21 protein-coding genes are annotated in these 25,248 nt (G+C 36.1%); 3 read left to right on the top strand and 18 right to left on the bottom strand.

Features of this window, described 5'->3' with window-relative positions:
* Positions 1–13 precede the first annotated feature (13 nt).
* The 10 genes from tpiA to KW2_RS12115 all read right to left on the bottom strand — a co-directional run bounded on the left by tpiA (position 14) and on the right by KW2_RS12115 (position 12,402).
* Entirely contained in the window at positions 14–772 is a 759-nt protein-coding gene (tpiA, locus tag KW2_RS05375; RefSeq protein ID WP_011676246.1) for a triose-phosphate isomerase, read from the bottom strand.
* Between the two features lie 132 nt (positions 773–904).
* Entirely contained in the window at positions 905–1,756 is an 852-nt protein-coding gene (locus tag KW2_RS05370; RefSeq protein WP_021037179.1) for a MurR/RpiR family transcriptional regulator, read from the bottom strand.
* A gap of 61 nt (positions 1,757–1,817) precedes the next feature.
* Positions 1,818–3,770: a glucose PTS transporter subunit IIA gene (locus KW2_RS05365; protein ID WP_021037178.1), complete on the bottom strand. Its 1,953-nt coding sequence runs from the start codon at positions 3,768–3,770 to the stop codon at positions 1,818–1,820.
* A 35-nt stretch (positions 3,771–3,805) separates the two neighbouring features.
* Positions 3,806–4,699 carry an N-acetylmuramic acid 6-phosphate etherase gene (gene murQ / locus KW2_RS05360; protein WP_021037177.1) on the bottom strand — a complete coding sequence of 298 codons (894 nt, stop codon included), beginning with the start codon at positions 4,697–4,699 and terminating at the stop codon, positions 3,806–3,808.
* The gene (locus KW2_RS05355) at positions 4,692–5,753 is read right to left on the bottom strand and encodes a DUF871 domain-containing protein (protein ID WP_021037176.1); all 1,062 of its coding nucleotides are present in this window, start codon (positions 5,751–5,753) and stop codon (positions 4,692–4,694) included. Before KW2_RS05355 ends, murQ begins: the two co-directional genes overlap by 8 nt.
* A gap of 149 nt (positions 5,754–5,902) precedes the next feature.
* Positions 5,903–6,874 carry an L-lactate dehydrogenase gene (locus KW2_RS05350; protein WP_011676241.1) on the bottom strand — a complete coding sequence of 324 codons (972 nt, stop codon included), beginning with the start codon at positions 6,872–6,874 and terminating at the stop codon, positions 5,903–5,905.
* 85 nt (positions 6,875–6,959) lie between these two features.
* A complete protein-coding gene (locus KW2_RS05345) occupies positions 6,960–7,862 on the bottom strand; it encodes a bifunctional riboflavin kinase/FAD synthetase (protein WP_021037175.1) in 903 nt (300 codons plus the stop codon).
* A gap of 31 nt (positions 7,863–7,893) precedes the next feature.
* Positions 7,894–8,874, bottom strand: coding sequence for a tRNA pseudouridine(55) synthase TruB (truB, locus tag KW2_RS05340; protein ID WP_338033620.1), 981 nt, complete (start codon positions 8,872–8,874; stop codon positions 7,894–7,896).
* Positions 8,875–9,024: 150 nt separating this feature from the next.
* Complete coding sequence (locus KW2_RS05335) at positions 9,025–9,744, bottom strand: hypothetical protein (protein ID WP_021037173.1); 720 nt, start codon at positions 9,742–9,744, stop codon at positions 9,025–9,027.
* A 189-nt stretch (positions 9,745–9,933) separates the two neighbouring features.
* Entirely contained in the window at positions 9,934–12,402 is a 2,469-nt protein-coding gene (locus KW2_RS12115) for a hypothetical protein (RefSeq protein WP_244878750.1), read from the bottom strand.
* Positions 12,403–12,597: 195 nt separating this feature from the next.
* On the opposite strand from KW2_RS12115, the gene KW2_RS05310 reads away from it, so the two are divergent.
* Positions 12,598–13,122, top strand: a complete 525-nt coding sequence (locus KW2_RS05310; RefSeq protein ID WP_021037171.1) for a WxL domain-containing protein — start codon at positions 12,598–12,600, stop codon at positions 13,120–13,122.
* Positions 13,123–13,183: 61 nt separating this feature from the next.
* Positions 13,184–14,194: a DUF3324 domain-containing protein gene (locus KW2_RS05305; protein WP_021037170.1), complete on the top strand. Its 1,011-nt coding sequence runs from the start codon at positions 13,184–13,186 to the stop codon at positions 14,192–14,194.
* 121 nt (positions 14,195–14,315) lie between these two features.
* On the opposite strand, the gene KW2_RS05300 is transcribed toward KW2_RS05305, so the two are convergent.
* The 6 genes from KW2_RS05300 to pcrA form a co-directional block, all read right to left on the bottom strand.
* The gene (locus KW2_RS05300; RefSeq protein WP_041168614.1) at positions 14,316–15,254 is read right to left on the bottom strand and encodes a phosphotransferase; all 939 of its coding nucleotides are present in this window, start codon (positions 15,252–15,254) and stop codon (positions 14,316–14,318) included.
* Between the two features lie 132 nt (positions 15,255–15,386).
* Entirely contained in the window at positions 15,387–16,895 is a 1,509-nt protein-coding gene (locus KW2_RS05295; RefSeq protein ID WP_021037168.1) for a flavocytochrome c, read from the bottom strand.
* 169 nt (positions 16,896–17,064) lie between these two features.
* Positions 17,065–17,514 carry a VOC family protein gene (locus KW2_RS05290; protein ID WP_015082395.1) on the bottom strand — a complete coding sequence of 150 codons (450 nt, stop codon included), beginning with the start codon at positions 17,512–17,514 and terminating at the stop codon, positions 17,065–17,067.
* Between the two features lie 80 nt (positions 17,515–17,594).
* Complete coding sequence (locus KW2_RS05285) at positions 17,595–18,167, bottom strand: DNA-3-methyladenine glycosylase I (RefSeq protein ID WP_021037167.1); 573 nt, start codon at positions 18,165–18,167, stop codon at positions 17,595–17,597.
* Between the two features lie 47 nt (positions 18,168–18,214).
* Positions 18,215–18,682 carry an 8-oxo-dGTP diphosphatase gene (locus KW2_RS05280; protein ID WP_011835296.1) on the bottom strand — a complete coding sequence of 156 codons (468 nt, stop codon included), beginning with the start codon at positions 18,680–18,682 and terminating at the stop codon, positions 18,215–18,217.
* Positions 18,683–18,706: 24 nt separating this feature from the next.
* Positions 18,707–20,983 carry a DNA helicase PcrA gene (gene pcrA / locus KW2_RS05275; RefSeq protein ID WP_021037166.1) on the bottom strand — a complete coding sequence of 759 codons (2,277 nt, stop codon included), beginning with the start codon at positions 20,981–20,983 and terminating at the stop codon, positions 18,707–18,709.
* 150 nt (positions 20,984–21,133) lie between these two features.
* On the opposite strand from pcrA, the gene KW2_RS05270 reads away from it, so the two are divergent.
* Positions 21,134–21,910, top strand: a complete 777-nt coding sequence (locus KW2_RS05270; RefSeq protein ID WP_021037165.1) for a rhomboid-like protein — start codon at positions 21,134–21,136, stop codon at positions 21,908–21,910.
* Here the strand turns inward: KW2_RS05270 and KW2_RS05265 are convergent.
* Positions 21,855–22,484 (bottom strand): DUF998 domain-containing protein, encoded by a 630-nt coding sequence (locus tag KW2_RS05265; protein ID WP_021037164.1) that lies wholly within the window; start codon positions 22,482–22,484, stop codon positions 21,855–21,857. The genes KW2_RS05270 and KW2_RS05265 overlap by 56 nt on opposite strands.
* Positions 22,471–25,239 carry a phosphatidylglycerol lysyltransferase domain-containing protein gene (locus KW2_RS05260; protein WP_021037163.1) on the bottom strand — a complete coding sequence of 923 codons (2,769 nt, stop codon included), beginning with the start codon at positions 25,237–25,239 and terminating at the stop codon, positions 22,471–22,473. Before KW2_RS05260 ends, KW2_RS05265 begins: the two co-directional genes overlap by 14 nt.
* Positions 25,240–25,248 lie beyond the last annotated feature (9 nt).

The following is a 25,248-nucleotide window of genomic DNA, read 5'->3' as shown; positions in this document are numbered from 1 at the left end:
CATAATTTAAAAATTATTTGTACATTTCAAGCAATGCAAGGAAGCTATCAGCTTCAAGTGAAGCTCCACCAACGAGGGCACCGTCGATGTTTTCTTTAGCCATCAATCCTTCGATTGTTTCAGGTTTTACTGATCCACCGTATTGGATACGTACAGCTTCTGAAACTTCTTTTCCGTAAAGTTTTTCAACTGTTGAACGTACAACACCACAAGTTTCGTCAGCAATTTCGTTTGTCGCAGTTTTACCAGTTCCGATTGCCCAGATTGGTTCGTAAGCGATAACTAAGTTTGAAACTTGTTCAGCAGTCAATCCTGCAAGACCAGCTTCGATTTGACCTGAAACCCATTCAGCTGTTTTACCAGCTTCAAAAGTTTCCAAAGTTTCACCACAACAAAGGATTGGAGTTGCTCCAGCAGCGAAGATTGCTTTTGCTTTTTTGTTGATGTCTTCGTCAGTTTCGTGGAAATATTCACGACGTTCGCTGTGACCGATGATGATGTATTCAACACCAAGGTCAACGATTGCAGCTGGGCTGTTTTCACCAGTGAATGCTCCAGCATTTTCGAAGTAGCTATTTTCAGCAGCAAGTTTCAATTCTGAACCTTGACGAAGGTAAGCCATAGGAGCGAGGAAAAGAGCAGGTGCACCGATAACTGATTCAACATTATCAGATGAAGGCAAGTTATTTTTAACAGCTTCAACAAAAGCTTGTGCTTCTGACAAAGTTTTATTCATTTTCCAGTTACCAGCGATAATTGGTTTACGTGACATTCTAATTCTCCTTATAGGGCCTTTTAAGCCTCTTAAATTTTGGACTTTTAATCCATCTTTTACATGGTCTATTTTATCACATTGTGAAAAAAATTGCAGAAATCAACTCATCATCAGTAAATTTCGGCTCTATCATTTTTCTTCCAATAATTTAATTGCATCTCGTGTCTTTTCTAACTTATCATAGCTCTCGGTAAAATGCTCTGATACAAACATATAGAAAAGAATGTCCACAACATAAAGTTGTGCCATCAAACTCATGGTGGCAGCCGTACGCATTTGATAATCTTCTCCAGAAACTGAATGAAGAATATAATCTGACATCTGTCCGAGTGTCGATTCTTCTCTTGAAGTGATCGCAATAATTGGAATTTCCATCCCTCTTACGACTCGTGCCAGTTCAATTACTTCCTTTGTTTCTCCCTTCATCGAAATGCCAATAAAAATTGTTTTTCTATCCGAAATCGAAAGAGATGAAACAAATAAATGAGCATCTTGAATAAAGAAAACTTGCTTTCCAATTCGACTAAACTTTTGAAAAATATCCTGAGCAACCATAGATGATGCTCCAATACCAAATACAAAAATACTTTCTGCTTCATCAATTAAAGCGACAGCCGCCATGATTTCATCATCTGATAAGGCTGCATTGGTCGTTTCCACCATATGATTAACCCGAACTTTTAGTTTATTCTTGATTGAGGACGGTGTTTCAGAGTCATTTACTTCTTTATAATAATTTTCATCATCTTCATGAACAGCATAGGAGGCACTCAATTTTTGTTTAAGTTGTGAGAATCCATCATAACCCAACTTTCTGGAAAATCTTACTAAAGCCGCCGAAGAACTTCCAATTTCACTCGCTACCTCTTGCGCACTTTTTTCTAACATTTTTTCTCCGACTTCAAAAATATAGTCGGCTATTTTTTTCTCAACTGTTGTAAAGTTAGAATAATTTTGCCTGATGATAAGTAAAGTATCCATGTATCCTCTCCATTCTTATTTCATTATAACAAAGAGGTTGGTATAAACCAACCTCTAACTTTTATGCTTTTATTGTGAAAATTTCTTGACCTTTACTTATTGTTGCACCATGTGTAATGATAATTTCTCTGTAAGTATCCGAATTAGTAATAACAACTGGTGTAATTGTAGACAAGCCTGCTGCTTTTATTTTTTCAAAATCAGCTCGAACTAATAAATCACCTTTTCTAACACGGTCATTTTGCTTAATAAAACTTTCAAATCCTTCACCATTTAAAGCAACAGTATCCATGCCGATATGAATTAATATTTCTACCCCTTCATCACTGGTCAAACCTATAGCATGTTTAGTCGGAAAGACAGTTGTGACTACTCCGTTAACTGGAGACACAATTTCTCCATTCGTTGGTTCAATCGCCACTCCTTTACCCAACATTCCGCTTGAGAAAACTTCATCCTCAATTGAAGAAAGTTCTTTTACATTACCATCAAGTGGTGAACTGATTACTGAGCTAGAAAATTCTGGCGCCGTTACGACACGTAATGTAGGTTGGAGAGTTTCCATTTGTACGGATTTTCCATAATTATCCGCTTTTTCCTTAGCATCTTTAGGAATCCCAAAGAGATAAGTTGCGATAAATCCACCCACATAAGCACCCAAGAGACCGAGAAGATATACCCACCATTTTCCATTGGCAATAAGTGGAAGGAGAGCAAGACCTGAAGGCCCAATGGCAATGGCACCTGCTTGACCTAAAGAACCAATAATGGCACCACCAATCCCTCCACCAATACAGGCCGTAATAAAGGGACGACCAAGAGGAAGCGTAATTCCATAAATTAAAGGTTCACCAATACCTAATATTCCAACTGGCAAAGCCCCTTTTACGAGTTCAACAAATTCTTTATCTTTTCTCAAACGAAGCCAAAGTGCAATCGCAGCACCGACTTGACCAGCACCAGCCATGGCTAGAATTGGCAATAATTGAGTTGAACCAGTTTTGGCAATCATTTCTAAATGAATCGGAGTCAAAATTTGGTGCAAACCAAACATAACCATTGGTAAAAAGAGAACGCCAAGTACAAAACCAGAAACGCCACCACCAACTTGAAGAATAAAATTAATCGCTCCTACCAAACTTGAAGAAATGACCCCTGCTATTGGCATAATAGCAAAGATTTCTGCAAACCCAATCACTAATAAACCAATCGTAGGTGTAACAATAATATCAATTGAATCAGGAATAAATTTACGCAATTGTTTTTCTAAAATTGATAATAGCCAAACTGCAAAAATTACACCGATAATCCCACCTTGACCGGCTGAAAGAGCACTTCCGTTAAAAATATTCTTTAGAGGAAGCTCTGGATTCATACCTGTTAGTAGAGAAACAGCACCGATGACCCCACCAAGAGCTGGAGTCGCACCAAATTCTTGAGCTGAGTTTATTCCGACATAAATAGCCAAATAAGAGAAGATTCCAGATTGAATAATCTTAAGAACAGTAATAAATTGTGTCCAAGTTGCTGCATCTAAAGTTCCAGCAGTGACCAAGTTACCTAATACAGAGGCTAAACCTCCAATTAAACCAGCACCAACAAAGGCTGGAATCAAGGGAACGAATATTTTAGAAATTGTATTTAATACTGCCTTAAATTTTGAGGGTTTATTATACTTTTCTTTAGCTTCCGATTTTGTTTTTGCCATTAAATCGTCGATTGACTGACCTTCTGCATTTGGAAAAGCTTCTCCCAATCTCACGCCAACTGTGTCGACCATTGCTTGTGCAACTTTATTTACTGTTCCAGGTCCTATAACAACTTGAAGTGTTTCATCTTCAACAACGCCCATCACGCCATCAATTGCTTTTAGGCCTGCGAGATTAACTTTAGAATCGTCAATAATGGTCATCCGAACACGAGTCATGCAATGAATTAATTTTTTGACATTCTGTGTTCCGCCAACATTTTCATAAATCTCTCTTGCAATACGAGCTATTTTTTCTTCCGCCATTTTTGCTCCTTTTTCTACCTTAAAAGGGTGAATTCTTAATTCAGAGTATTTTTCACAAAACCATTTGCTTTAACTAGTTTTGTCTTTCCTTCTTCTGCAGCACAGTCAGTGAGAAGCATTACAATCGCCAGTTTGACATCTTGATTTGCTTCATTGAATTTTTCTTCTGCTTCTTCATAAGAACAATCTGTTGCTTGCATAATGATTCGTTTGCTACGCTCAACTAATTTTTCGTTAGTTGGCTTAACATCAACCATCAAATTATTATAAACTTTCCCGATTCCAATCATTGAAATTGTTGAAATCATATTCAAAATTAATTTTTGAGCTGTCCCTGATTTCAAGCGAGTAGAACCAGTTAAAAATTCTGGACCACAGTCAACTTCAATCGGAAATTCAGCATGTTTTGAAATTTCAGCATTAAGATTACAAGAAAGGCTGGCTCTTTTAGCACCAATTTCTTTTGCATAGTCTAAAGCACCAATCACATAAGGTGTTCGTCCACTTGCAGCAATTCCCAAAACTAGATCATTTTCTGACAAATTTAAGTCAATTAAATCTTGTCTACCTAGTTCTAAACTATCCTCAGCTCCTTCAACTGCGACTGTCATTGCCTTGTCTCCTCCAGCGATTAAACCAACGACTTGCGTTGCTGGCACACCAAAAGTTGGGACACATTCAGCCGCATCAAGAACCCCCAGACGACCACTTGTTCCAGCTCCCATATAAATCAAACGGCCACCTTTGTTAAAAGCTTCTATTGCTGATGAAATAACTGGTTCAATATTTGGTAATGCTTCTTCTACCGCATAAGCTACTTTCTTATCTTCATTGTTCATTTTGACAAGTGCTTCTTTTACGGTCATTTGATCAAGGTTAAATGTTTCGTCATTTCGTCGTTCTGTTGTTAGTGTTGATAAATCAATCATTATTTTTCTCTTTTTCTATTTTAAATTTTTGTCCTGAACCAATGAAAGTAATGAGTGGTCTGTCTTCAGCGATTATCTTGCCTACGACATTGACTTTCTCATCTGCTGCTAAATCATTTTTGACAATTTGAATTTCACCCATATAACGGCCATAGTCACAATTATCAATAGTGATTGAGCCTCTACTTCGCTCACTTGTGTTTTCTGGGATAATTTCTGGAATTTCCTTGAAGCGCGCTTGAGCGCTCCTAATTACATCTCTGGCATCATCTTGTCTATTTTCATGTTGACCTAAGACATAACTAAAGGAAGTTGTTGTTTGACTAGCTCTCACTGACAATACATTTTCTTGAAAATAACCTTTAATCTGTTTAAGGGTATAGTCTTTCAAACCTCCATCGCCGACGTAAATATGTTCAACATTCATTGATTCCATATCTAGTAAACAAGCCAGAGGGTGTTTGAATCTGTGCTCTTCAAGAGTTGGTAAGCCTTGATACAGAGGATGCCGTAAAGAAGCATCGCCTGGAATAAATGCCATCACTTGAAAAGAATGATTTTTCAGAAACTCATTCTTTTTAAGAAAACCTTCACGGGAAAGTCCTGTTTCAGGTCTTGGATAGTAATTATGCCATGCTTCAAGTTTGCTAAAGTTTGCTTTATATTCTTTTAACTCATCAATGTCTTTTGGTGTAATAGTACTAGCGTTTAGACTTACTGTTAGTTCCTGACTCACTTTAGCAATTGTTTCATTGCTAATATGATAATCCATCCTAAGACCAGTTACACCTAAATCTTTAAGCTCTTTAAGGCGATTAATAGAAAAGCCAGCTTTCTCTAGAGCATTTCCTGAGATATCAACCATGAGTTTTAAATGATTCTCTTTTGCTATCTTCCCTAAATCCATCAGCCTTTTTTTATAAAGGCTCACTTCATCTTCCGGAATGTGCATAGACGTAAAAATCCCTTTAAAACCTTGATTTGCCATTTTGTCAATATATGAATAAGTCTTTTCATCTAAGTCCTTATTCATGAAAATTGAAAAACCGTACATTTTTTATCCTTTCGAAATATCATTTCTTGATAACGTATTCATTATATCGTAAATGAATTATTATTTCAAGCATTAATTTTATTTTTTTATTTAAGAAATATTATTTCGTTGAATTAAATAAAAAAAGGGATAATTATCTATCCCTTATTTTATAATGTGCATTTTTCCTTGATGGATTCAAAGTTCTCTTTTAAGAGTGCTGCAGAATGTTCAAATTTACCTTGCTCTTCTGCTGTTAATTCCAATTCTAAAACGGCTCGAACGCCTGTCCGGTCGATTATTGCTGGACTGCCTGTATATAGTTCAGCTTGTCCGTACTGACCTGTCAAATGAGCTGAAACAGGTAAAATGACGCTCTCATTTCGGAAAATTGCTCTTGTTAAACGCGCTAATGAAGCTGCGATCCCGTATGAGGTATTTCCTTTTTGCATGAAAATATCTAAGCCAACTTCACGAATTTCTTGATCAATTTCATCAAATGTCGGAAAATCTGGATTCGGATATTTTTCAAGCCAAGTTGTTAATGGAATTGCACCAACAGTAACATTGGACCAAGCGGCAAAACTAGATTTCCCATGTTCAGCTAAAACATAACCATGAATACTTTTAGGGTTAATTTGAAGTTTCTCAGCTACAATTTGTCGCATTCGACTTGTTTCAAGCAAGGTTCCTGTTCCAATAATCCGGTGTTTAGGTAAGCCAGAAACTTCAGCAACTACTTGAGCAAGTACGTCTACGGGGTTTGAAGCTACTAAGAAAATGCCGTCAAAACCAGCGTCCATTGTTTTTCGCGTGATATCGCGAATCATTTCAACATTATTTTCTAGTAATTGAAGACGGTCTGGATTTTTACCAAAGGTAGCTGACGGAGCATTAGCGGATAAAACAACGATATCGGCGTCAGCAACATCAGCGTAGTCTGCTGCATAAATATTTTTAGGAGCTGAGTTTAAATAAGGCAGAGCATGAAGTAAGTCCAAACTATTGGCTGAAGCCTTACTTTTATTAGTATTGATAATGGCGATTTCATCTGCTAAATCATCAACGACCAAATTATGAGCATAAGTACTCCCTACTGCTCCAGCTCCCACAATTACAACTTTTTTATTATTAATTTTCATCTCTTTTTTCACAAAAAAACAAGTGAGTTAACTATTGACTCACAACGTTTTTTGGCTCCCTTTCCAAATCTCTTTTCCTAGTTTCTTACGCTTTAAAATCTCGAGCGATTTGTTCATCTTCTTTCATCTGGTCAATCAATTGATCAATACCTTCAAATTTTATCATATCGCGAATTTTATCTAACCATAACACGGTCAAATTTTCACCATAGATTTCTCCATTAAAATCAAAGATATGAACTTCTACCGTTTTTTCAGTGCCATTAAAGGTATCATTATAGCCAATTGAAGCAAAGCCTCGGTGACGTTCACCCGCAAAGAGTACATCACAGGTATAAACTCCCACTGCAGGTAGATGAACATAATCTTTAATGACCAAGTTTGCAGTTGGATAACCTAACTGTCTTCCTCTGGCAAAACCATGTACAACAAGCCCAGTGGTTTCATAAGAATAGCCTAGTAGTTGATTAGCTTGAGCAATATCTCCTGCTTCAACTGCTTTTCTAATCCGAGTTGAAGAAATTTTCCCTTGCTCATCAGCTTTTTCTGGCATAATAACAACCCGATAGTCTTCTGTTGACTCTAGATTCTTCATATCAGAACCCGTTGTATAATCAAAACCAGTAATAACGACTTTAGGATTAAATCTCATGACTACACTTTTAGCAAATTCTGTTGAAGTTTGATGAGCAAACTTAGAGGTAAAGTCTTTAAAAACAAGATAATCAACCCCATTTTCAGCAAACAGTTCTGCTCTTTTTTTATCTGAGGTTAATTTTAAAAGCATATCTGGCTCAAATTTATTAAATGTTAAAGTTGGTTTTTCTGGAAATGTAAAAACAGCAATTTTTAAATTTAATACTGCAGCAATTTTTTTTGCTTCAGCAAAGAGGCTTTGATGTCCTCGGTGTAAGCCGTCAAAATAACCGAGGACAAGAATTAGTTCTTCATCAAATTTTAGTTCATCAGTAAATTTTAATATTTCCATTTTTCTCACTTTTAACTTCATGTGCTTAGAATCAGACCAATACTTTATTGGGTTTCCAGATTCCTTCTTTTTCAGGATGTTTCATATAGACAGCAACTAATTTATCATTATAAAAAGCCGCAAATTTTTCTGTTGTCAGTAACGACAAGTCTGTCAGTAAATATTCTTGCTGCTTTGTCTTGTTGACAGAGCTGTCAGCAGTTTCTACCTCATTTGTCCAATCACTTTGAGCAAATTTCTTGCCAACACGCGCCATATCAAACTGAACAGTAGTTAAATTAACTCTAGGCAAATCACTGACAGCATATTCTGCTGGATACAATATAGTAGAAAGCTTTCCTGATTCTTGTATTTCTTCAATTTTTGACAATTTAATAGCATCTTTAATCAGTAAGCCATTACTTGCCGTCCGTTGTAATTTTGACATATGTCCTGCATAGCCAAGACTGTCCGCCAAATCAACCGCTAAAGTCCGAACATAAGTCCCTTTACTACACTCAACTTTGAAAGAAAAAGTGGCTAAGCCTTCTTCCTTATTCCAATCAATCGGGCTTGTCCTTACAAAAGATTTTATTGTAATCTCTCTTGCTGGGCGTTCAATCGTCTGACCCGCTCTAGCATATTCATATAACTTTTTCCCATTGATTTTTACTGCCGAATACATTGGCGGAATCTGTTTTATTTTCCCGACAAAGTGCGACATAGCAGAATCAATTTCACTCTCAGTTAAATTATTTTTTACTGGCGTTTGATTTACAATTGCACCATCAGCATCCTCAGTTTCAGTTGAAAACCCAATCGTCACTTGACCTTCGTAAATTTTACCTGCTGCTTCCATGTATTCTAATAATCGTGTTGATTTTCCAACAGCAATAGGTAAAACACCGGTTACTGATGGGTCTAAAGTCCCACCATGTCCAATTTTTTTTGTTTTTAAAATACCACGAAGTTTGGCGACGACATCAAAAGATGTCCAACCAGCTTCTTTATAGACATTTAAAATGCCGTTCAAATTTTCATTCATCCTGAAAATTATAGCATTTTTTGTCTAAAAAATCACTTACAGTCTCTATCAGTCATCGTTGCCAATACAAAAATACTGACAGAATAGTCAGTACTTTAATTTCACAAAAAAAGACTGACAAAAGTCAGTCTACTTTTTTCAATTTCCTGTTGGAACTGGTGTGGCATTTATTGATTTAATTTGTGAACTTCCACTATTGAGTGAAGTATCTGAACCATATTTGGCTGCAAGTTGTGCACCTGTCAGTGTTTCTTTAGTCTGCCAATTGACCAACGGCCAAGGATTCTGTGCCATTCTTAAGCCTGTTTGGCTTGGGTCTGGAACTTGCAAATAATATGTTCCATTTGCGTTAATTTGAACACGTGCTGTATTCTGAATCACATCAACTGGGTCATTATAAGATGAGACTCCGTTTGCTCCTACATTGACTAAATAAATCCGATATGCTTCCCCAGTATATACATCGAATTTGCCTTGTGAGTTAGTAACCCATTGGGCATATACTGCATCTTGCTGTGTGCTTGTTAAGTCAGTCCAATTCGCCGGAGTACTTGTACTTTGGCTACTTGATGAACTTGAACTTGCTGAAGTCGTTGAAGTAGTCGATGTCGATGAACTCGATGACGATGCTTGAGTTGAATCACTGGTTGTGCTACTACTTTTTGATTTACTTGCAGTGCTCTTACTTACCTTTGTAGAGCTTGTTTGTGCAAATGATGCTGCTTTATCAGAGGTTTTATGAGGATAAAAAACTTGATAAGCGATGACTCCGAGAGCAACAATTAAAATGACTGCTAAACTGATAATTGCAATTATTTTTTTGTTGTTTTTTAAACTCGCTTTTGAATGTTTTGCCATGAAAAGCCTCCTTAATAAAGCTAAAAAAATCAGTTATTCCCTTTACATTATAACATACCCTATCAATGAGGGTCAATAAATGACGATAAGGCCTAAAATTAGCCAACTTCTCAATACAGACCGTCCTTCACAAATTTCATCTGATTATTTTTAAAGTTTGCTAAATCTATAAATGTAGAAATTCTCCAACTATTTTTTGATGATATTTGGAGTTGTTAATTCCCAAGAAGCATTCAACTTATAACTTCCCGTTCTTTTTACATAACCATCCGCACGATTCGTATGGAACTTTAACTCCACATCTGTTTTATAAAACTGCATACTTGAAGTTGGCTGAACTTCAGTCCAATTGGAATCAACCGAATTATCAGGTTCAGTACTTAGTACTAGCATTGTTTGTTCTCCTGTTGCCTTGAGTGAGCCCAAATTTACAAAAGCGCCCGGTAACCAAGTATCATCTGTATCACTGACAAGATTATATAATTGAGCATTAAAATCCGTTGCGCTATCTAACAACAATGGATTATTTTGAATTTCAGTCGTGGTATTTTTTACAAGTAATTTCCAATCCAAATAATAAGGATTCTCTACATTAATTTGACCTTTCGCAACTCTAAACTCATTATTTGCTAATCCTGAGGTCCCCAATTGATAAGTCCCAAAATCAAATATCTTAGGATAATTGACCAAAAGGTCTCCATGTACTTCGAGTGTATAGACAGCCATTGTATTAGAATACTTCTTATCAATTTCTTCTTGACTCATCGTTGATAAGTCATCTTCTTTTCTTGCAACAATAAATGAAATTTTATTTCTATGTAATAAATGCTGACCAATGAATGCTTTTTGTTGACCATCCACATCATAAGAAGCATCAATTTGACCTCCATCATATAAGGTCTGATCATCATAATTATCTTTTCCATCAGCAGTTTTTAAATCTTCTGTGACGTCAGCAATTGAGAGTTGGGTAGTCTGAGCACTATCTTGGTCATTAGCTGCGATTGCTTCTTTTTCATATTTTTTCCATTGTCCGTCATTCATACGCGACCACAGATTGCTCGAACTATTGGCTGGTTGCTCAATATTAAATGTATTTTTTACTTTTCTGCCATCTAGTCGGTGCATCGTTTGGGATTCTGGGTCTACCTGGATATTATTGTTTAAAGAAAATTCAAATTTGTAATGAGTCGTCGCATTTTCTGGGCTAAAACTAACATTATCAGGTAAATCAATTGATAGAATACGCGGTGGTGTATTTGCATCAGGTTCTAAATCGCTGGTACCGGGAAAATCACCATCGCTGTTAAAATTCGCCGAGAAGGCATTGTCAGCGGTGATATCACTTAATAAGTAAAGACTGCGTCCCGTTACTATATTTCCTGCGAACCCTTGAGTTGTGGTACTGTTTACGGAAATATTAGTGTGAGGGGCTAGTAAGGTTCCTAAAAATGAAAAACCATCGTCTGTTTTATCATTATTGATTTGAATCGTTGAGTCCTCTCCACCGGTAATTGTATTGAAATTATTAATAATATGTGAAGCGGTATTATATCTCTGTGCGTTATCCTTTGTTGAGGATAAATTTAGACGGTCATCTTTTAAATAGAATTGATTTACATCTGGCTTATCACGTTTCACTTGTTCACTTGTATAAGCACTTACTCTGAAAATTGAAGTGTTCTCAAAATTAAATTGATTAAAATTATGGTAATTCAAAATGATATAAGGAATTTTTTGCTTACTAGAATCATAGTTTAACAAATTTATTGATACTTCTTCTGAATTTTGAAAAATACCATTATTTGCCTTACCGTCAATATCGACCGCAACAACCCCAGTATTCGTTTTAGTTTCATCCATATTTATATTTATTTGGATAAGGCTTGGCGAAGTCCAGATAGGGTCTTTGACCATTTGGCTGTTGACTGTTACAGATTTTATTGCATCATTAAAGACCGCCAATTTATAACCAGTTATATTTCCCTCAGAATCATAGGTACTCGCAGTCAAATTATCATAATAATCACTGACAGTCGTTACATTTTGAATTCCCGAACTTTGATTGACTACACCATTATCTTTAAAATAATCAATATCTTCAAGATGAGCCGTTTCTCCATTAGATTTCTTGTAAGCTTTATTCGTAAAAGCTGTCTTATATTCATTATTATTAAAAATACTGTTTAATTGATTGTCAGTAAATTCATCAGCTTTGGTTGCCCCCATCACGTAATGGTAGGTCTCCCCTTGATTTCCTCGCAAACTCTGTGTCTCAGCAAGTGACTTTGTGATAGCTGGAGAAAATGCCGTGGGCGAAATAAACATTGGATCCAGATTATTGGGCAACTTACCTGTATATTTACTTAAATCATTGATACTTCCAGGTCCAAGTTCAGTTTTTCCATCACTTGATAAACTTGTTCCTGAATAAAAGTGACCTGCATAAAACTCCCCATTGGTTGGATAGTTAGTGTTAATAACCATATTCTCCCCTGCATAGAAAGTTGCCATTGTTGCCGCTCCTAAAGGATATTTGTCACTCGGTCTAACAATTCCTTTTGTATCTGCCTGAACTCCTTGCGATAAAAGCACCAATAAAATGGCGAATATGACAATCTCACTTATATAATACAAAAAACATTTACTTCTTTTCAATTAATCCCCTTAATACCACACTTTCAGAAGGTTGTTTTGTAATGTTGTAATTTATATACTACATCAATGCAAAACAATCTCCTTTATGTTTTTAAAAACTATTAAGTATTATATCATTTTAATGTTAGTTTTTTTGGTTACAATGTGTTACAATATTGTAGTTCTAAAAATCCACTAACTTAAGGAGATATAAAAATGAAAAAAATAAACCTTGCTTTATTAACCCTAGCTACTCTAATGGGAGTCTCATCAACAGCCGTTGTATTTGCTGATGACGCTACTTCTACAGGAACTCTAGAAATTACTGATGGTGATGTTACACTTAATAGTATTGATAGCCTTGACTTTGGTTCATTCCAATATAATAATAGTGATATTTCAGTTCTTTTGAAAGATAGTACTAATACAACTGGTAAGGAAGCTGTACACGTCACTGATACAAGAGCCAACCCAACAGGTTGGACAGTTTCAGGTAGCACTCAAGATACTGGAGCTAACTTAACAATAAATGGTGTAACATTGACCAGCTTAAGTGGTGCTGTGTTCACTAAAGCGGCTGATGATGAAATCTTTGGACAACAGTCATTAAATATTGATAAAGATAGTACAAATATTGCCTTAACTAAAGATCAAGCAAAAGCTACTGCTGGTAAATCTATCACATTAAATGTTGATTGGACAATCTCAAAAACAGTCACAAAAGCTAGTGACTTTAACTAATTTATAGGCAACCCTCACGGCGTGAGGGTTGTTATTAATAATCTTCCCAAAAGGAACTCTTATGAAAAAACTCTTCCTCCTTTTATCATTTGTTTTCGGTAGTCTTTTAGTGACACAGCTCCCTGTAAAGGCAGATGCCAATTTTTCAATTAAGAAAAATGAAAATCAGTACCAGACAAAAGACGCATCATTTTATGATTTGCTGATTCCAACTGATTCTACAGCTCAACTCTCCTTAACAATTTCTAATAACGAAAGTCAAACTAATAAATTCAAAGTTTCTTTATATAATGGTTTGACAAATAATTTAGGGCAAATAACTTATGCGGCCCCTTCTAAAGCTACTCTTCCTTTCCCTAGTACTTCAACAACTCTTAGCCAATTAAATGCTGAGACTACAGAAGTTGAAATTGCTGGAAATCAAAGTAAAGAAATTCTTCTTAATTTGACCCAACCTTCCGTTTCATCACCTGGAATCATTTTAGGCGCTATTCATGTCTCAAAAGTTCCAAATAATGTAGAACAAAAAGAAAATAAAAATCAAAAAATCGTTAATCATTATAGTGCAGAAATCCCCGTAGTCATTCGAACACAGCCAAGCTCACCACCTCAGCTAGATTTACAATTGACCGAAGTGACAGCAGGAGTTACCAATAAAAATAAATCAGGCATTCTGGCTAAACTGGCTAATCCAACAAGCTGGGTAATGCCACACCTGTCTATATCCACTAAAGTTTATCAGCAAGATAATAATAAACTTTTATATCAATCTACTGATGAAAATCTTGATATGGCCCCTCATTCTACTTTTGATTATAGTGTTCCCGCAAAGACTAAGCTTAAAGCAGGACATTACTATTTAGATTTGGTAGCCAAATCTGGTAAAAATACTTGGCATTTTACTGAGAAATTTACTGTTAGCAATAAACAAGTCAAAGAAATTGCGAACAATTCTGTTCAAAAGAAAGACTCTTATTGGTGGTTATTATGGTTCTTACTCTTAATTCCTATTTTTGTTATTTTACTTTATCTCTACCGTCGTCGGAAGAAAAAAACTAAAGAAAATAATTAGCATGTCCGAATTTTCTCAATAAAAGAAAAAGACAAATTTAAACATTTTGTCTTTTTTTATTTTTATATTTGATTGTTTATTTCGCGTTTTTTTAATGATAGAACTTAGCCATTTTTTTACGTCAGTCATGAACAATTTTATCAATCAATTTCATCAACTTTTCTTCATTTCCCCTTTTCCAGTCCATCATACTTGGAAACATGTAAATAAAGCAAGGGTATAAACTTGCTGCCTTAAAACGTTCTTCAAAGTCTTTTAATTCCAAAGAAAAGCCTCTTTCTATAAGTGCTTTATGATATAAGATAGCCTCATCAGCAGAAAAATAATCTACAAGGTCAATATAAAAAGGAGCATAGCTTGAAAATCCAAAATCAATAATATAAGGATTTCCTTGAATATTATAGACATGGTTTCCCTCAACATTTTGTAAATCGCCATGTGTCAAGGTTAACCATTCTTCTTCCTTAGAGATTTCTATCATATTCTTCGCAAATAAAGCGGCCTTTTCTTTTACTTTCGGTAAATAGCCTTCAAATTGCTGAGCAAATCTATAATCATCAGAAATTGCTTTTTCAAAATGGTCCACCGATAATTGACCTACTATTTTATTCCAATATTCAGCATCAGCAGGCGTAAGCCACGCCATTTCTTTTCCTCGCTTCATATTATTTCCATGAATTTCAGCAAGAGCAGCCGCAACTTTATTCAACCATTGTAAGCGATTAGGAGGGGCACTAAGTTGTTTACCTAAGTCTTCTTCAACCATCCATTGGGCTTCATCTGATGTTAAATTCTTGCAGTAAGATGCTGGCGTATGATGATGACCTTGTTCTGTCAACGTTCGCATCACCATTCTCTCCTTTAAATCTGCTTTCTTACCAATAAAGCTTCCTTGCTGTCCATCAGCAAAAAGGACTTTGAGTCGAAGTAAACTAGCCCCAGAAAATCCTTGCTCATAAGGCTCCATTTTTTGCACTTGGGCACTGACAATATTTCCTCTATTCAAAATGTGAGATAACTCATTTGCTTCTTCTGTCAATAGTTGAATATCATTATCCATTATCATCTAGCCCTTTTCTATACAAACTTAATATTAGTATACAATAAAAATGAAAATTAGTATTATTTTAGAAAAAAGTACTGACAGACTTGTCAGCACTTCATTCCAGTTTAATTTTAACTTTCTTTATTATTAGTCAATTGTTTTCGCGTAAGCAGATGATTGAAGTCCTGCTTGACGTCCAAATATTACAATATCAGCGACTGCATTCCCACCAATTCGATTTCCACCATGGAGGCCACCAGTAACTTCTCCTGCAGCATATAAGCCTTGGATTGGACTTCCATCTTTTTTCAGAACTTGAGTATTTGTATTAATTTTAACCCCTGCCATTGTATGGTGAATACCCGGCGCTACTTTAATCGCATAAAACTTACCAGAAATATTATTGGTCATTCCTGTTGTACGACCAAATTCTTCATCTTTTTTAGTTGAAACTGCTTTGTTCCAGCCATCAATTGTTGAAGTAAGTGTTTTTTGGTCAATATCAAGCTTGTCAGCAAGATCTTTTACACTATTTCCTTCTACAACCATATCTTTAGACATATATTGTTCAACAGCTTTTACATTAGCTTTTGTTCCTTCACCGAAAATAACATAAGAATATTTCCCAGGTTGTTTGAGTTCGGCAGCAGATACTTTATCACGGGTATCCATCTCATTAAAGAAACGTTTTCCTTTTTGATTTACAAGAATTGCTCCCTCACCACGGATAGACTCTGAAACCAGATAACCTGTTTTTTGGAATACAGTTGGGTGAATTTGGATTTTATCCATATCAACTAATTGACCACCAAGTTCTGAAATCATAGTGATTCCGTCACCAGTTGAGCCAGCAGCATTTGTTGTTACATAATCTTTTAAATCTGGACGATATTTGGCAATCATTTTTTTGTTTGCACCAAAGCCTCCAGTTGTGACTACTACTGCCTTAGAAGAAATATTTTTTGTTTCCCCTTCGATTTTAACCTTTACTCCAGATACTTTTCCATCTTTTTCAGTAATTTTAGTTACATCACTATTTACAAATAATGGAATATTTCGTTTCGAGATGTTTTCTTCGAGTCCTTTTACCAGATAGCCCCCTACTGCTGAACCATCATGTGGACGGTGAGTTCTAGAGACTGACATCCCACCTGTAGTTGTTAAATTATCTAATACAATTCCATTGGTATTTAACCAATCGACAGCTCCAGCTGAATGGTCAACAAAATAGCGAAGAAGGGCTTTATCATTGGTTCCACCACCACCTTTGAGCGTTTCTTCATAAAATTTATCATTTGAATCGGCAACACCCTGTGCTTTTTCGACTGATGTTTCTGATGCGTTCAAACCAGCTGAGGCTTTTGAAGTATTTCCTCCAGCTATCGGCATTTTTTCCAAAATCACTGGATTCATTCCAGCATCTTTCGCTTCAATTGCTGCTGTCATTCCAGCTCCACCCGAACCAACAATAATAACATCATATTTATCACTTAATGTTGAAGGATCTGCATAAGTGTTTGATTTACTTGCACCAGCAGAAGTTTCAACTTTTTGAGACGAACTCGATTGTTCTTTAGCTGTCTTTGTGTTGCTTCCACAAGCTGTTAAAGTGAGGCCTACAAGCGAGAGCAAGCCCAGTTTTGTCCAAATTTTCATAGTTACTCCTTTTGTGTTAAAATTCACATATCGATTATAACAAATTTTTGGCAACTATCCAAATATCTATAAAATTTTTAGGTATCGTTAAATAAAAAATTGATTTTCATATAAAAAAGTACTGACCAGTCTTGGCTGTCAGTACTTTTATTTTTACTAATTATGAATTTTATGGCAATTTTGAATAGGGTTGAGCATGCAACATCCAACGCACACCATATTTGTCAGTAAAATCTCCCATTTTTCCACCCCAAAATTGTGTCTCAAAAGGCAAATTTACTGTAACTGTTCCTGATTCAACGGCCTTGTCCCAAAAAGCATCGGCTTCTGCTAAAGCTTTTTCATCCTCAGAATCCAAATCAATCAGAATAGATACAGCATCATAAACAAGTGGGTCAACTTTCATAAAGTTATCAGCTGCCATAATTGTCGAACCCAAAATATCAAACTGGGAATGCATGGTTAAATCAGCTGCTTTTTCCAGTGGAACTCCGAATTGTTCGGCTTGTTCTGCTGCGACAGGCATTCGTGAAATATGAGTTGCCCCAAGAACAGCTTTATAATAATCTAAAGCTTCTTTAGTGTTATTAAAAGTAAGATAAGGGTGAATTTTTGCCATAATAAGCTCCTTTTCAAAAAAGAAAATTTATGTAACTTAACAACTTTAAAACTCTCTTCATTCTATCATAAGAAACACTTTCAATCCATTAATTCTACTTGTCTAAAACAGTAATCAGCATGATCATTAATTACACCCACCGCTTGTAAAAAAGCATAAATCACAGTTGAACCAGTGAATTTAAAACCGCGTTTTTTCATATCTTTACTCATCGCGTCCGAAAGTTCATTTGTTGCCGGAATTTCCGATTCATCACTAACTTGATGTTGTAAAACTTTTCCATCTGTAAATGACCAGATGTACTTATCAAATGAGCCAAATTCTTTTTGAATTTCTAAAACTTTTTGAGCATTGACAATCGCAGCTTTAACTTTTAACTTATTTCTGATTATCCCTGTATTTTGTAAAAGTTCTTCTTCCTTAACTTCATCATAGAGCGCCACTTTTTCAATTTCAAAATTATCAAAAGCCTCATAAAAATTTTCTTGTTTATTTAAGATTGTTGCCCATGATAAACCTGCTTGATTCAAATCAAGCACTAACTTTGCGAAAAGTTCTTGATCATTATGTAAAGGTGCTCCCCAATAGGTATCATGATAATGAATCATTTTGTCCGTTGATAAGCACCATTTACATCTTGTTTTTTCAGTCATAGCAAGCCTCCCGCCGCATTTTTACATAATTATTGTTATGCAAAAAATCAGTAAAATTTCTTCTTCCAAGTGTCTCCGTCAATCTCATAGATAAATTCTGAATAAGATGAACGAAGCATCATCTCTGCCATTTCAGCAAAACTACTTGCCAATTTTAAATCGGTCAATTGATTTATGTTTTGCCAGAAAACTTTCCCCTCATCAGTTTCATTAATCAATTCTCCTGAAAAAGTTGTTGTTGAATATAGAAAAACCATATATCGTCGGTTCTTTTTGGGCTCGAACCAATCTTTAATGCCACAAAGTTTTAAATTGCTAATGTCCAGACCAGTTTCTTCTTTAATTTCACGAATTGTTGAGGGGATAAGGGCTTCTCCTTTTTCGACATGTCCTCCTGGAAATGCAATCCCTGTCCACGATTTTTTTCGTTCTTGAACTAGAACTTTTTGATTTTTTTCGTCAATAATGGCACACATATTTGTCAATTCGACTTTTTCTAACTCATGATAAGCCATTAGTTTCTCCAATAATTTTGTTACTTATTTTTTCTCAATAGGCGCCATTGCTGCTAAAAGACGCTTCATTCCTACCTCTGGGAAATTAATCTTAAGTTCCATGTTTTTACCAGAACCTGAAATCCCTAAGACCATTCCTTCGCCCCATTTACGATGAATGGCGGTGTCCCCAATTTGCCAATCTTCGGTTTCTGAGTTGTCAATGATTGATTGACCAACAGTTGGATTAATCACTGCCTTACGTTGATGAAGTGCATCTGACATTGAGATTCCACTTGCAAAACCACCTGATTTATAAGAAGCATTATATGTTGAATTTGCTTTACGAGCAATCCCAGCATAATCAAGAAGTTCATCATCAATTTCAGAAATAAAACGACTAGGGCGATTATAGCTAGTTTTCCCATAAAGAACCCGTTGATTGGCATTCATTAGATAAAGCGTTTCTTCTGCTCTTGTAATACCAACATAGGCTAGTCGCCGTTCTTCTTCCAACTCATCAATATCTTCATTCACACGTGACAATGGAAAAATATTTTCTTCCATCCCGATTAAGAAAACAATAGGAAACTCTAAACCTTTTGCGGCATGCAAAGTCATCATTGTGACTTGGTCAGATTCTTCCTCGTAGGCATCTGTTTCAGAAAGCAAGCTGACTTCATTAAGGAAACGGCTCAATTTGTCCAAACCTGTTTCAATGATAGGCTCACCAGTTTCTTCATCCAAAGGAACTTCTGATTTCTCATCAAAACCCTTGGTTACAGATAAGAATTCTTCAATATTTTCAATCCGAGCCTGATTTTCAATACTTGGCATTAGCTGCAAGGCCTTAAGATAACCCGCACGCTCTAACATTTCTTCAACCAATTCTGTGATTGTTGAACTTTCGCTATGTGTTCTCAACAAATCAAAGGCCATTGCTAAATTATAAATCTCGCCAGCCGCTTTTCCTCGAATATCAGAAAGCATAATATCAAAGCTTGAATCTGCTAAAGAAAGATTACGACTTTCTGCAAAGCGACGTAATTTTTCTAAAGCCCCCGGACCAACTCCTCTTTTAGGTTCATTGACAATCCGTTCAAAACTCATATTATCCGCTGGATTGGCTACTACATTTAAATAAGCAATCACATCTCGAATTTCTTTACGAGAATAAAATTTTGTTCCTGCAACCATCGTATAAGGAATATTTGATTTCACAAACGAATCTTCAATCGTCCGAGATTGAGCATTGGTTCGATAGAGAACCGCATAATCAGCATATGAACGACCTGAACGAACTCCTGAACTAATGATTTCAGAAACTTTATTTGCTTCTTCTTGCTCATTTCCTGCTCGGAAATAAACAATCTTATCTCCTTCATCATTCTGAGTCCATAGTTCTTTAGGACGTCTTTTCAAGTTATTTTTGATAACATTATTAGCTGCATCAAGTATGGTCTTAGTCGAACGATAGTTTTCTTCTAATAGGACGACTTTAGCTTTTGGATAATCTTTCTCAAAATCTAAAATATTTTGCATATCAGCTCCACGCCAACCATAAATCGATTGGTCAGCGTCCCCAACAACACAAATATTTTGAAAACGACTAGCCAATAGTTTGACTAATTGATATTGAGCATGGTTGGTATCTTGATATTCATCAACATGGATATATTGAAATTTCCCTTGATAATAGGCTAAAACATCAGGATTTTCATCAAAAAGACGTAAGGTTTGCATGATTAAATCATCAAAATCCATTGATTCTGCTTTGCGCAATTCCTTTTGGTAAATCTTATAAACACGCGCAACAACCATTTCATAAGGGTGTCTAGCAGTAATTTGTGCTTCGTAAGCTGTTTCATCTAGTAAGTCATTTTTAGCATTTGAAATTGCATTTAAAAGACCTTTAGGTTCCCATTTTTTAGGATCCAAATTAGCTTCTTTCAAAATCCGTTTCATCAATGATTTTTGATCACCTGGGTCAATAATTGTAAAATTACGATTATAGCCAATATGGTCAGCATCACGCCTTAAAATTCGGACACACATTGAGTGAAAAGTGGCAATTAATGTATCTTGTGCTCTAGGAGTAAGTGCTAAGGCACGCTCCCGCATTTCTTTTGCTGCTTTATTTGTAAAGGTAATCGCTAGTATATTCCAAGGATTAACCATTTTTTCATCAATTAAATAAGCAATCCGGTGAGTTAAGACACGAGTCTTCCCTGAACCAGCTCCAGCCATAATTAATAAAGGTCCTTCTGTCGTTTGGACCGCTTGTGCTTGTTTTTCGTTCATTCCCTGTAATAATGGATTCATTTTATTCTCCTAGCTGTCACAATCACTATTAATTATAGCATAAGTCAAACACATCATGCAGTTCTTTTGGCACTCCTTTATTTCACAAATAAGCTTGTGACCCACTCTCTAAGCTTTAGTGATATAATAAAAGGAAAAGGAAAAAAATAAATGATATTTTTATCGACTGTACTAATTATCTGCTGCATTTGGTATCTTTTGAAATTTTTTGCTCATTTTTCTCGTAAAATTCACGACATTGTTCGTAAATTATCTCCTTACACGCTTTTTCTTTCAAAATGGCTACAATCAGCTCCAGCAACTTTTACCTACACCGCTATTTTTTGTGCTTTTACTCTTGTACAAGGGACGACACCCCAACATTTGATTAATATTTTAACTAATCATGCTTCTACAAGTATTGCTCGAGTCTCCGACCGTCCAATCTCTGTATTTTTTGACAGTGCCTTTTGGGTGGCTGATAATGGTGCTGGTCTTATCATCTATGTCGCTATTTTTTGGACAATTATTGCTTGGGCAGAGCGTAAGTATGGTTCCCCTCGGATTATTGTTATTACTTTATCCGGTCATATCTTGGCAAGTATCGCGACAATTTTTATTGAACTTTGGGCTATCAATAGTGGACATGCTCCAAGTTCCTTAGCCAAGGCAACTGATGTTGGTGTTTCTTATATAATGGTTGCAGGTTGTGCTGCGGCAATCCTTTTAATGAAAAAGTGGTTTTTCACGATTAGTATTATTGCTTTAGGTTTATTTATCTTATTGCCTGTCCTCTTCGAACATAGCATTTGGGATATGGGACATTTGTTTGCCACTTTAATTGGTTTTATTTCGGCAAACCTTTTACTTAAATTATCTCCCATTAGAAGGGTCAGTTCTCCACATGAGTTGCTTGAGAACTGTCGTTCAGAACTCGCCAACTTATAAAAACAAGCCAAATCCCACCAAGCAGAGCATTGATTTGCTGACCAAGCGGTCCCACCAATTGTGGAATAGCTCCTGCAACGAAAGATAGTAAAGTGGTTACTACAAAAGTAATGACCAGAATTAATAAAAAGAAATTACGATAAACCAAAAGGGAGATTACTACCCCCAAAAGAATGAAAAGCAAGGCTAGGACACTCAAACCATCATGGATAAATAATTTGGGTTCCCTCAATGGGTTAGGAATTCCTTCACTGTGAGTAAGATCTGCGTATGGAAAAAGTGCTGCCAAGGCGGTTGTTATGCCAAAGCCAGCAATCGAAGTAAGAATCATAAGAAGACGCTTGTCTTCTTTTTTATTTGTCATAAAAATTCCCAAAGCAAGTAAAAAACAAAAACTGCCTGAGAGTATATCTGTCAATGTAAAAAGTTGATGATAAGGTTGATTAAGCGCTGAAAGCCCACTTAAGAGGCTTGAATTGACAACACTTGGATTTAACCAAAAAGCAAGAATCCAAGCATTGTATAGTAAGGCTGCACAGGTTGCTAATGCTACTAAATAATTACTTTTTCTCATTTTTATTATTTACTCCTAAGTTACTTGTTTCTTCACTTATAAAGATTTCTGCCATTGTAAATGCAGGTAACCCAAAGGAGAGTGCTCTTTTAAGTTCTGGAGTTCCTTCTTTATTCATTTCTGGATCTGGAAAAATCTCTGATAAGTTTACTGAGGAGTCCTCATCTACCACTTTACTGAGAAATTCTCTGACATCGTCCGCTGACCGGTAAGCCCAAAGAAGATTAATTTTCAAATCATGTATAGAAAAAACTTTATCATAGCCCACTGACACATAGCCCACTGACAGAGCTAAATACTCTTGTTTTGCGACTTCGACGAAACCATTTAATATCAATGATTCTCTTATCTTAGAAAATTTCTCTGTCTGTTCAATAAAGGTAGTTTGACTTACTTTTCTCTCTTCTGTCAGCTCTACTAGAGTTTTAGAAAGCATCTTCCATAAATTTACCCGCAAACTCAATTCTCCAGTCTGTGTCCGCATGAGAACTCCTTTAACTAGTACTCTGTCACCGACAGTCACATCTTTTTTCCAGGTTGCAAAATTTTCCAAACGATTTTCTGATTCAGAACATTCATTGATGACGTCACGTTTTATGACCAATTGAATCTTTGATTGATTATCTGATAAATCAGCAAAGAATATTGCGCCACGTCCACGCGAGCTGACAAGTCTTCCTTGTATCGAATGTTCCTCTTCATCAAACTCGTCAGTGTTTTCATAATTCATTCGGAGATTATTAACTGACTCAAAATCTGTATCTGGAAGGCTGTATGGTGCAATCCCGAGTTGTTTTAAATCATTAAGTTTTTGTAGATAAGTATCATCATGATTATTTTCATTTGACAATTCCAACCGTTTTTTCTCTTCAATCTGATGAACATTTTTGATAAAAGATGTCTTTTCCCACCAATGATTTTCAATGCTATTCTCATAATCATGGAAGAAAAATCCTTTAATTTTTGATGAAATATTTGTCGGAACGAACCCTTCTGCTTGTCCAATCGCAAAAAGAACTGAGGTTAACGAGCCACCATTATCATAACAGATATATCGTGTACGCCATTCTGGCAGATAGATATCATTTGAACGATAAAGAGACTCTAGTTGATACCAGCGTGAGAAAAATTTCATTACTTTTCGAGCAGCTTTATCCAAAGCATTAGCTTGCAAACTTTCTCCATTTATGAAAAATTGGCGAGCAGCTGCAAAGTTCAAACTAATTTCAGTCAGTCCTTCTTCTTTGCCAGCCTCAATCAAGCTTGTAATCATAAAAGTTACTACACCATTCATTGCATTTGGAGAGCGACGCATGGTATCCAGTGAAAGTTTGTCTGAACCAACTGGAGCAAATGAGAGAATTCCTTGATAATTTCCCTCAGCATCACTTGCGGTCACAATCATCATTTGTTGGTCAGTTGGGTCCCCAAAACGACTTGAAGCCATTGAGTAACCCCGCTCATCACCATTTCTCCATTCCTCTGTCAATCTAGTGAGTTCAATTAACTCATCAGAAGGAATGTCAGCTTGACGTCGAATCTTCACTTGATAATTTTCACGCTCTGCCCGACGCATGACTTGCGCAACATCGTGCATCGCTGCATTTTCAATAGAAAACTCTGGCACAAGGACCACAGCCTCATCACCAAAAACTGTTGCATTTAAGCCTAACTGATAATAGATCTTACTTCCTTTTTCAGATGAACCAACAACGCCCGGAGTCCATCCATGCGCCCGTGCAAGACTTAAGAAGGCTTCTCCTGCACTCTTCCAAGATTTTTCATCTCCGATAGGGTCACCGCTCGCAAGCAAGACATCACCAAAAAGATGATAAGTAATGGCTGCCTTTTTATTTTTAGAAAATATCGCTTTTTTATCTCTGCGAGTCGCAAAATAAGCAAGAGAATCTTCATCTCCATAGTCTAAAATTAACTGACGAACTGCTAATTCTTGTTTAGCATTTGCTGAAAGTTCTCTTTGAGTGGAGCGGGTAAACATCAAAAAAGCGCTTATGAAACCAAGTAACATAATGACTGAGATTGTACTACTCACCCAAATATTATTACCTGAGCTGTAATTAAAAATGTTTTGTCCAAAGGGAAGTAGGTAACGAAAATCACTGACCGATTCTTTAAATACATAAAAGAGTCTTTGCCCTAGTGTGACTGAACCATGATAGGTCAAGTATGAAACCACCACTCCACCAATAATTGAGCTGACAAATCCTCCCGTTGCGATAATCAGTGCTTTCCACCATGTTCCATTAACAATCTTTGTTGGAAAAGCATTTCTAGAAAGAATCATTACTACTACTGTTCCTAAAGAAACAAGGACCCCTAAGATGACAAATGAGAGAGACAAGATTGAAAAATTAGCTGCCTCTAAAGTCTCTTTGCTAACAAGTCCTGAAAAGTAAGATGCCAAGAAAATTATTCCTAAAATAACAAAGGCAAACTGAAAATAAATTACCTCTATCCAAAGAGCCAATCTTCTACGATGGCGAATTGAACTGGCAAGAATAAAAAGAACAATGGCATTAAAAATACTGAAATCAGTCGGAAGAGCAAAGAGATATAAAAATCCTGAAATAAATTTTTGAACAGGGGGCATTAGCCAGCCTACTAATCCGACAATTAGAGCATAAATTGAGGCGAATTGTAATAAAATACCCAAAAGCTTGGCGGCAGTTTCTTGCCAAGCTTTAACTGTTTTTATTTTTTTAGCCTTAGAGCTTTTAGTTTTTTTGTTTTTCATAACTTCCTT

This window comes from Lactococcus cremoris subsp. cremoris KW2 (assembly GCF_000468955.1).
GTDB classification, from domain to species: domain Bacteria; phylum Bacillota; class Bacilli; order Lactobacillales; family Streptococcaceae; genus Lactococcus; species Lactococcus cremoris.
This window is presented reverse-complemented; position numbering and strand designations above follow the sequence as displayed.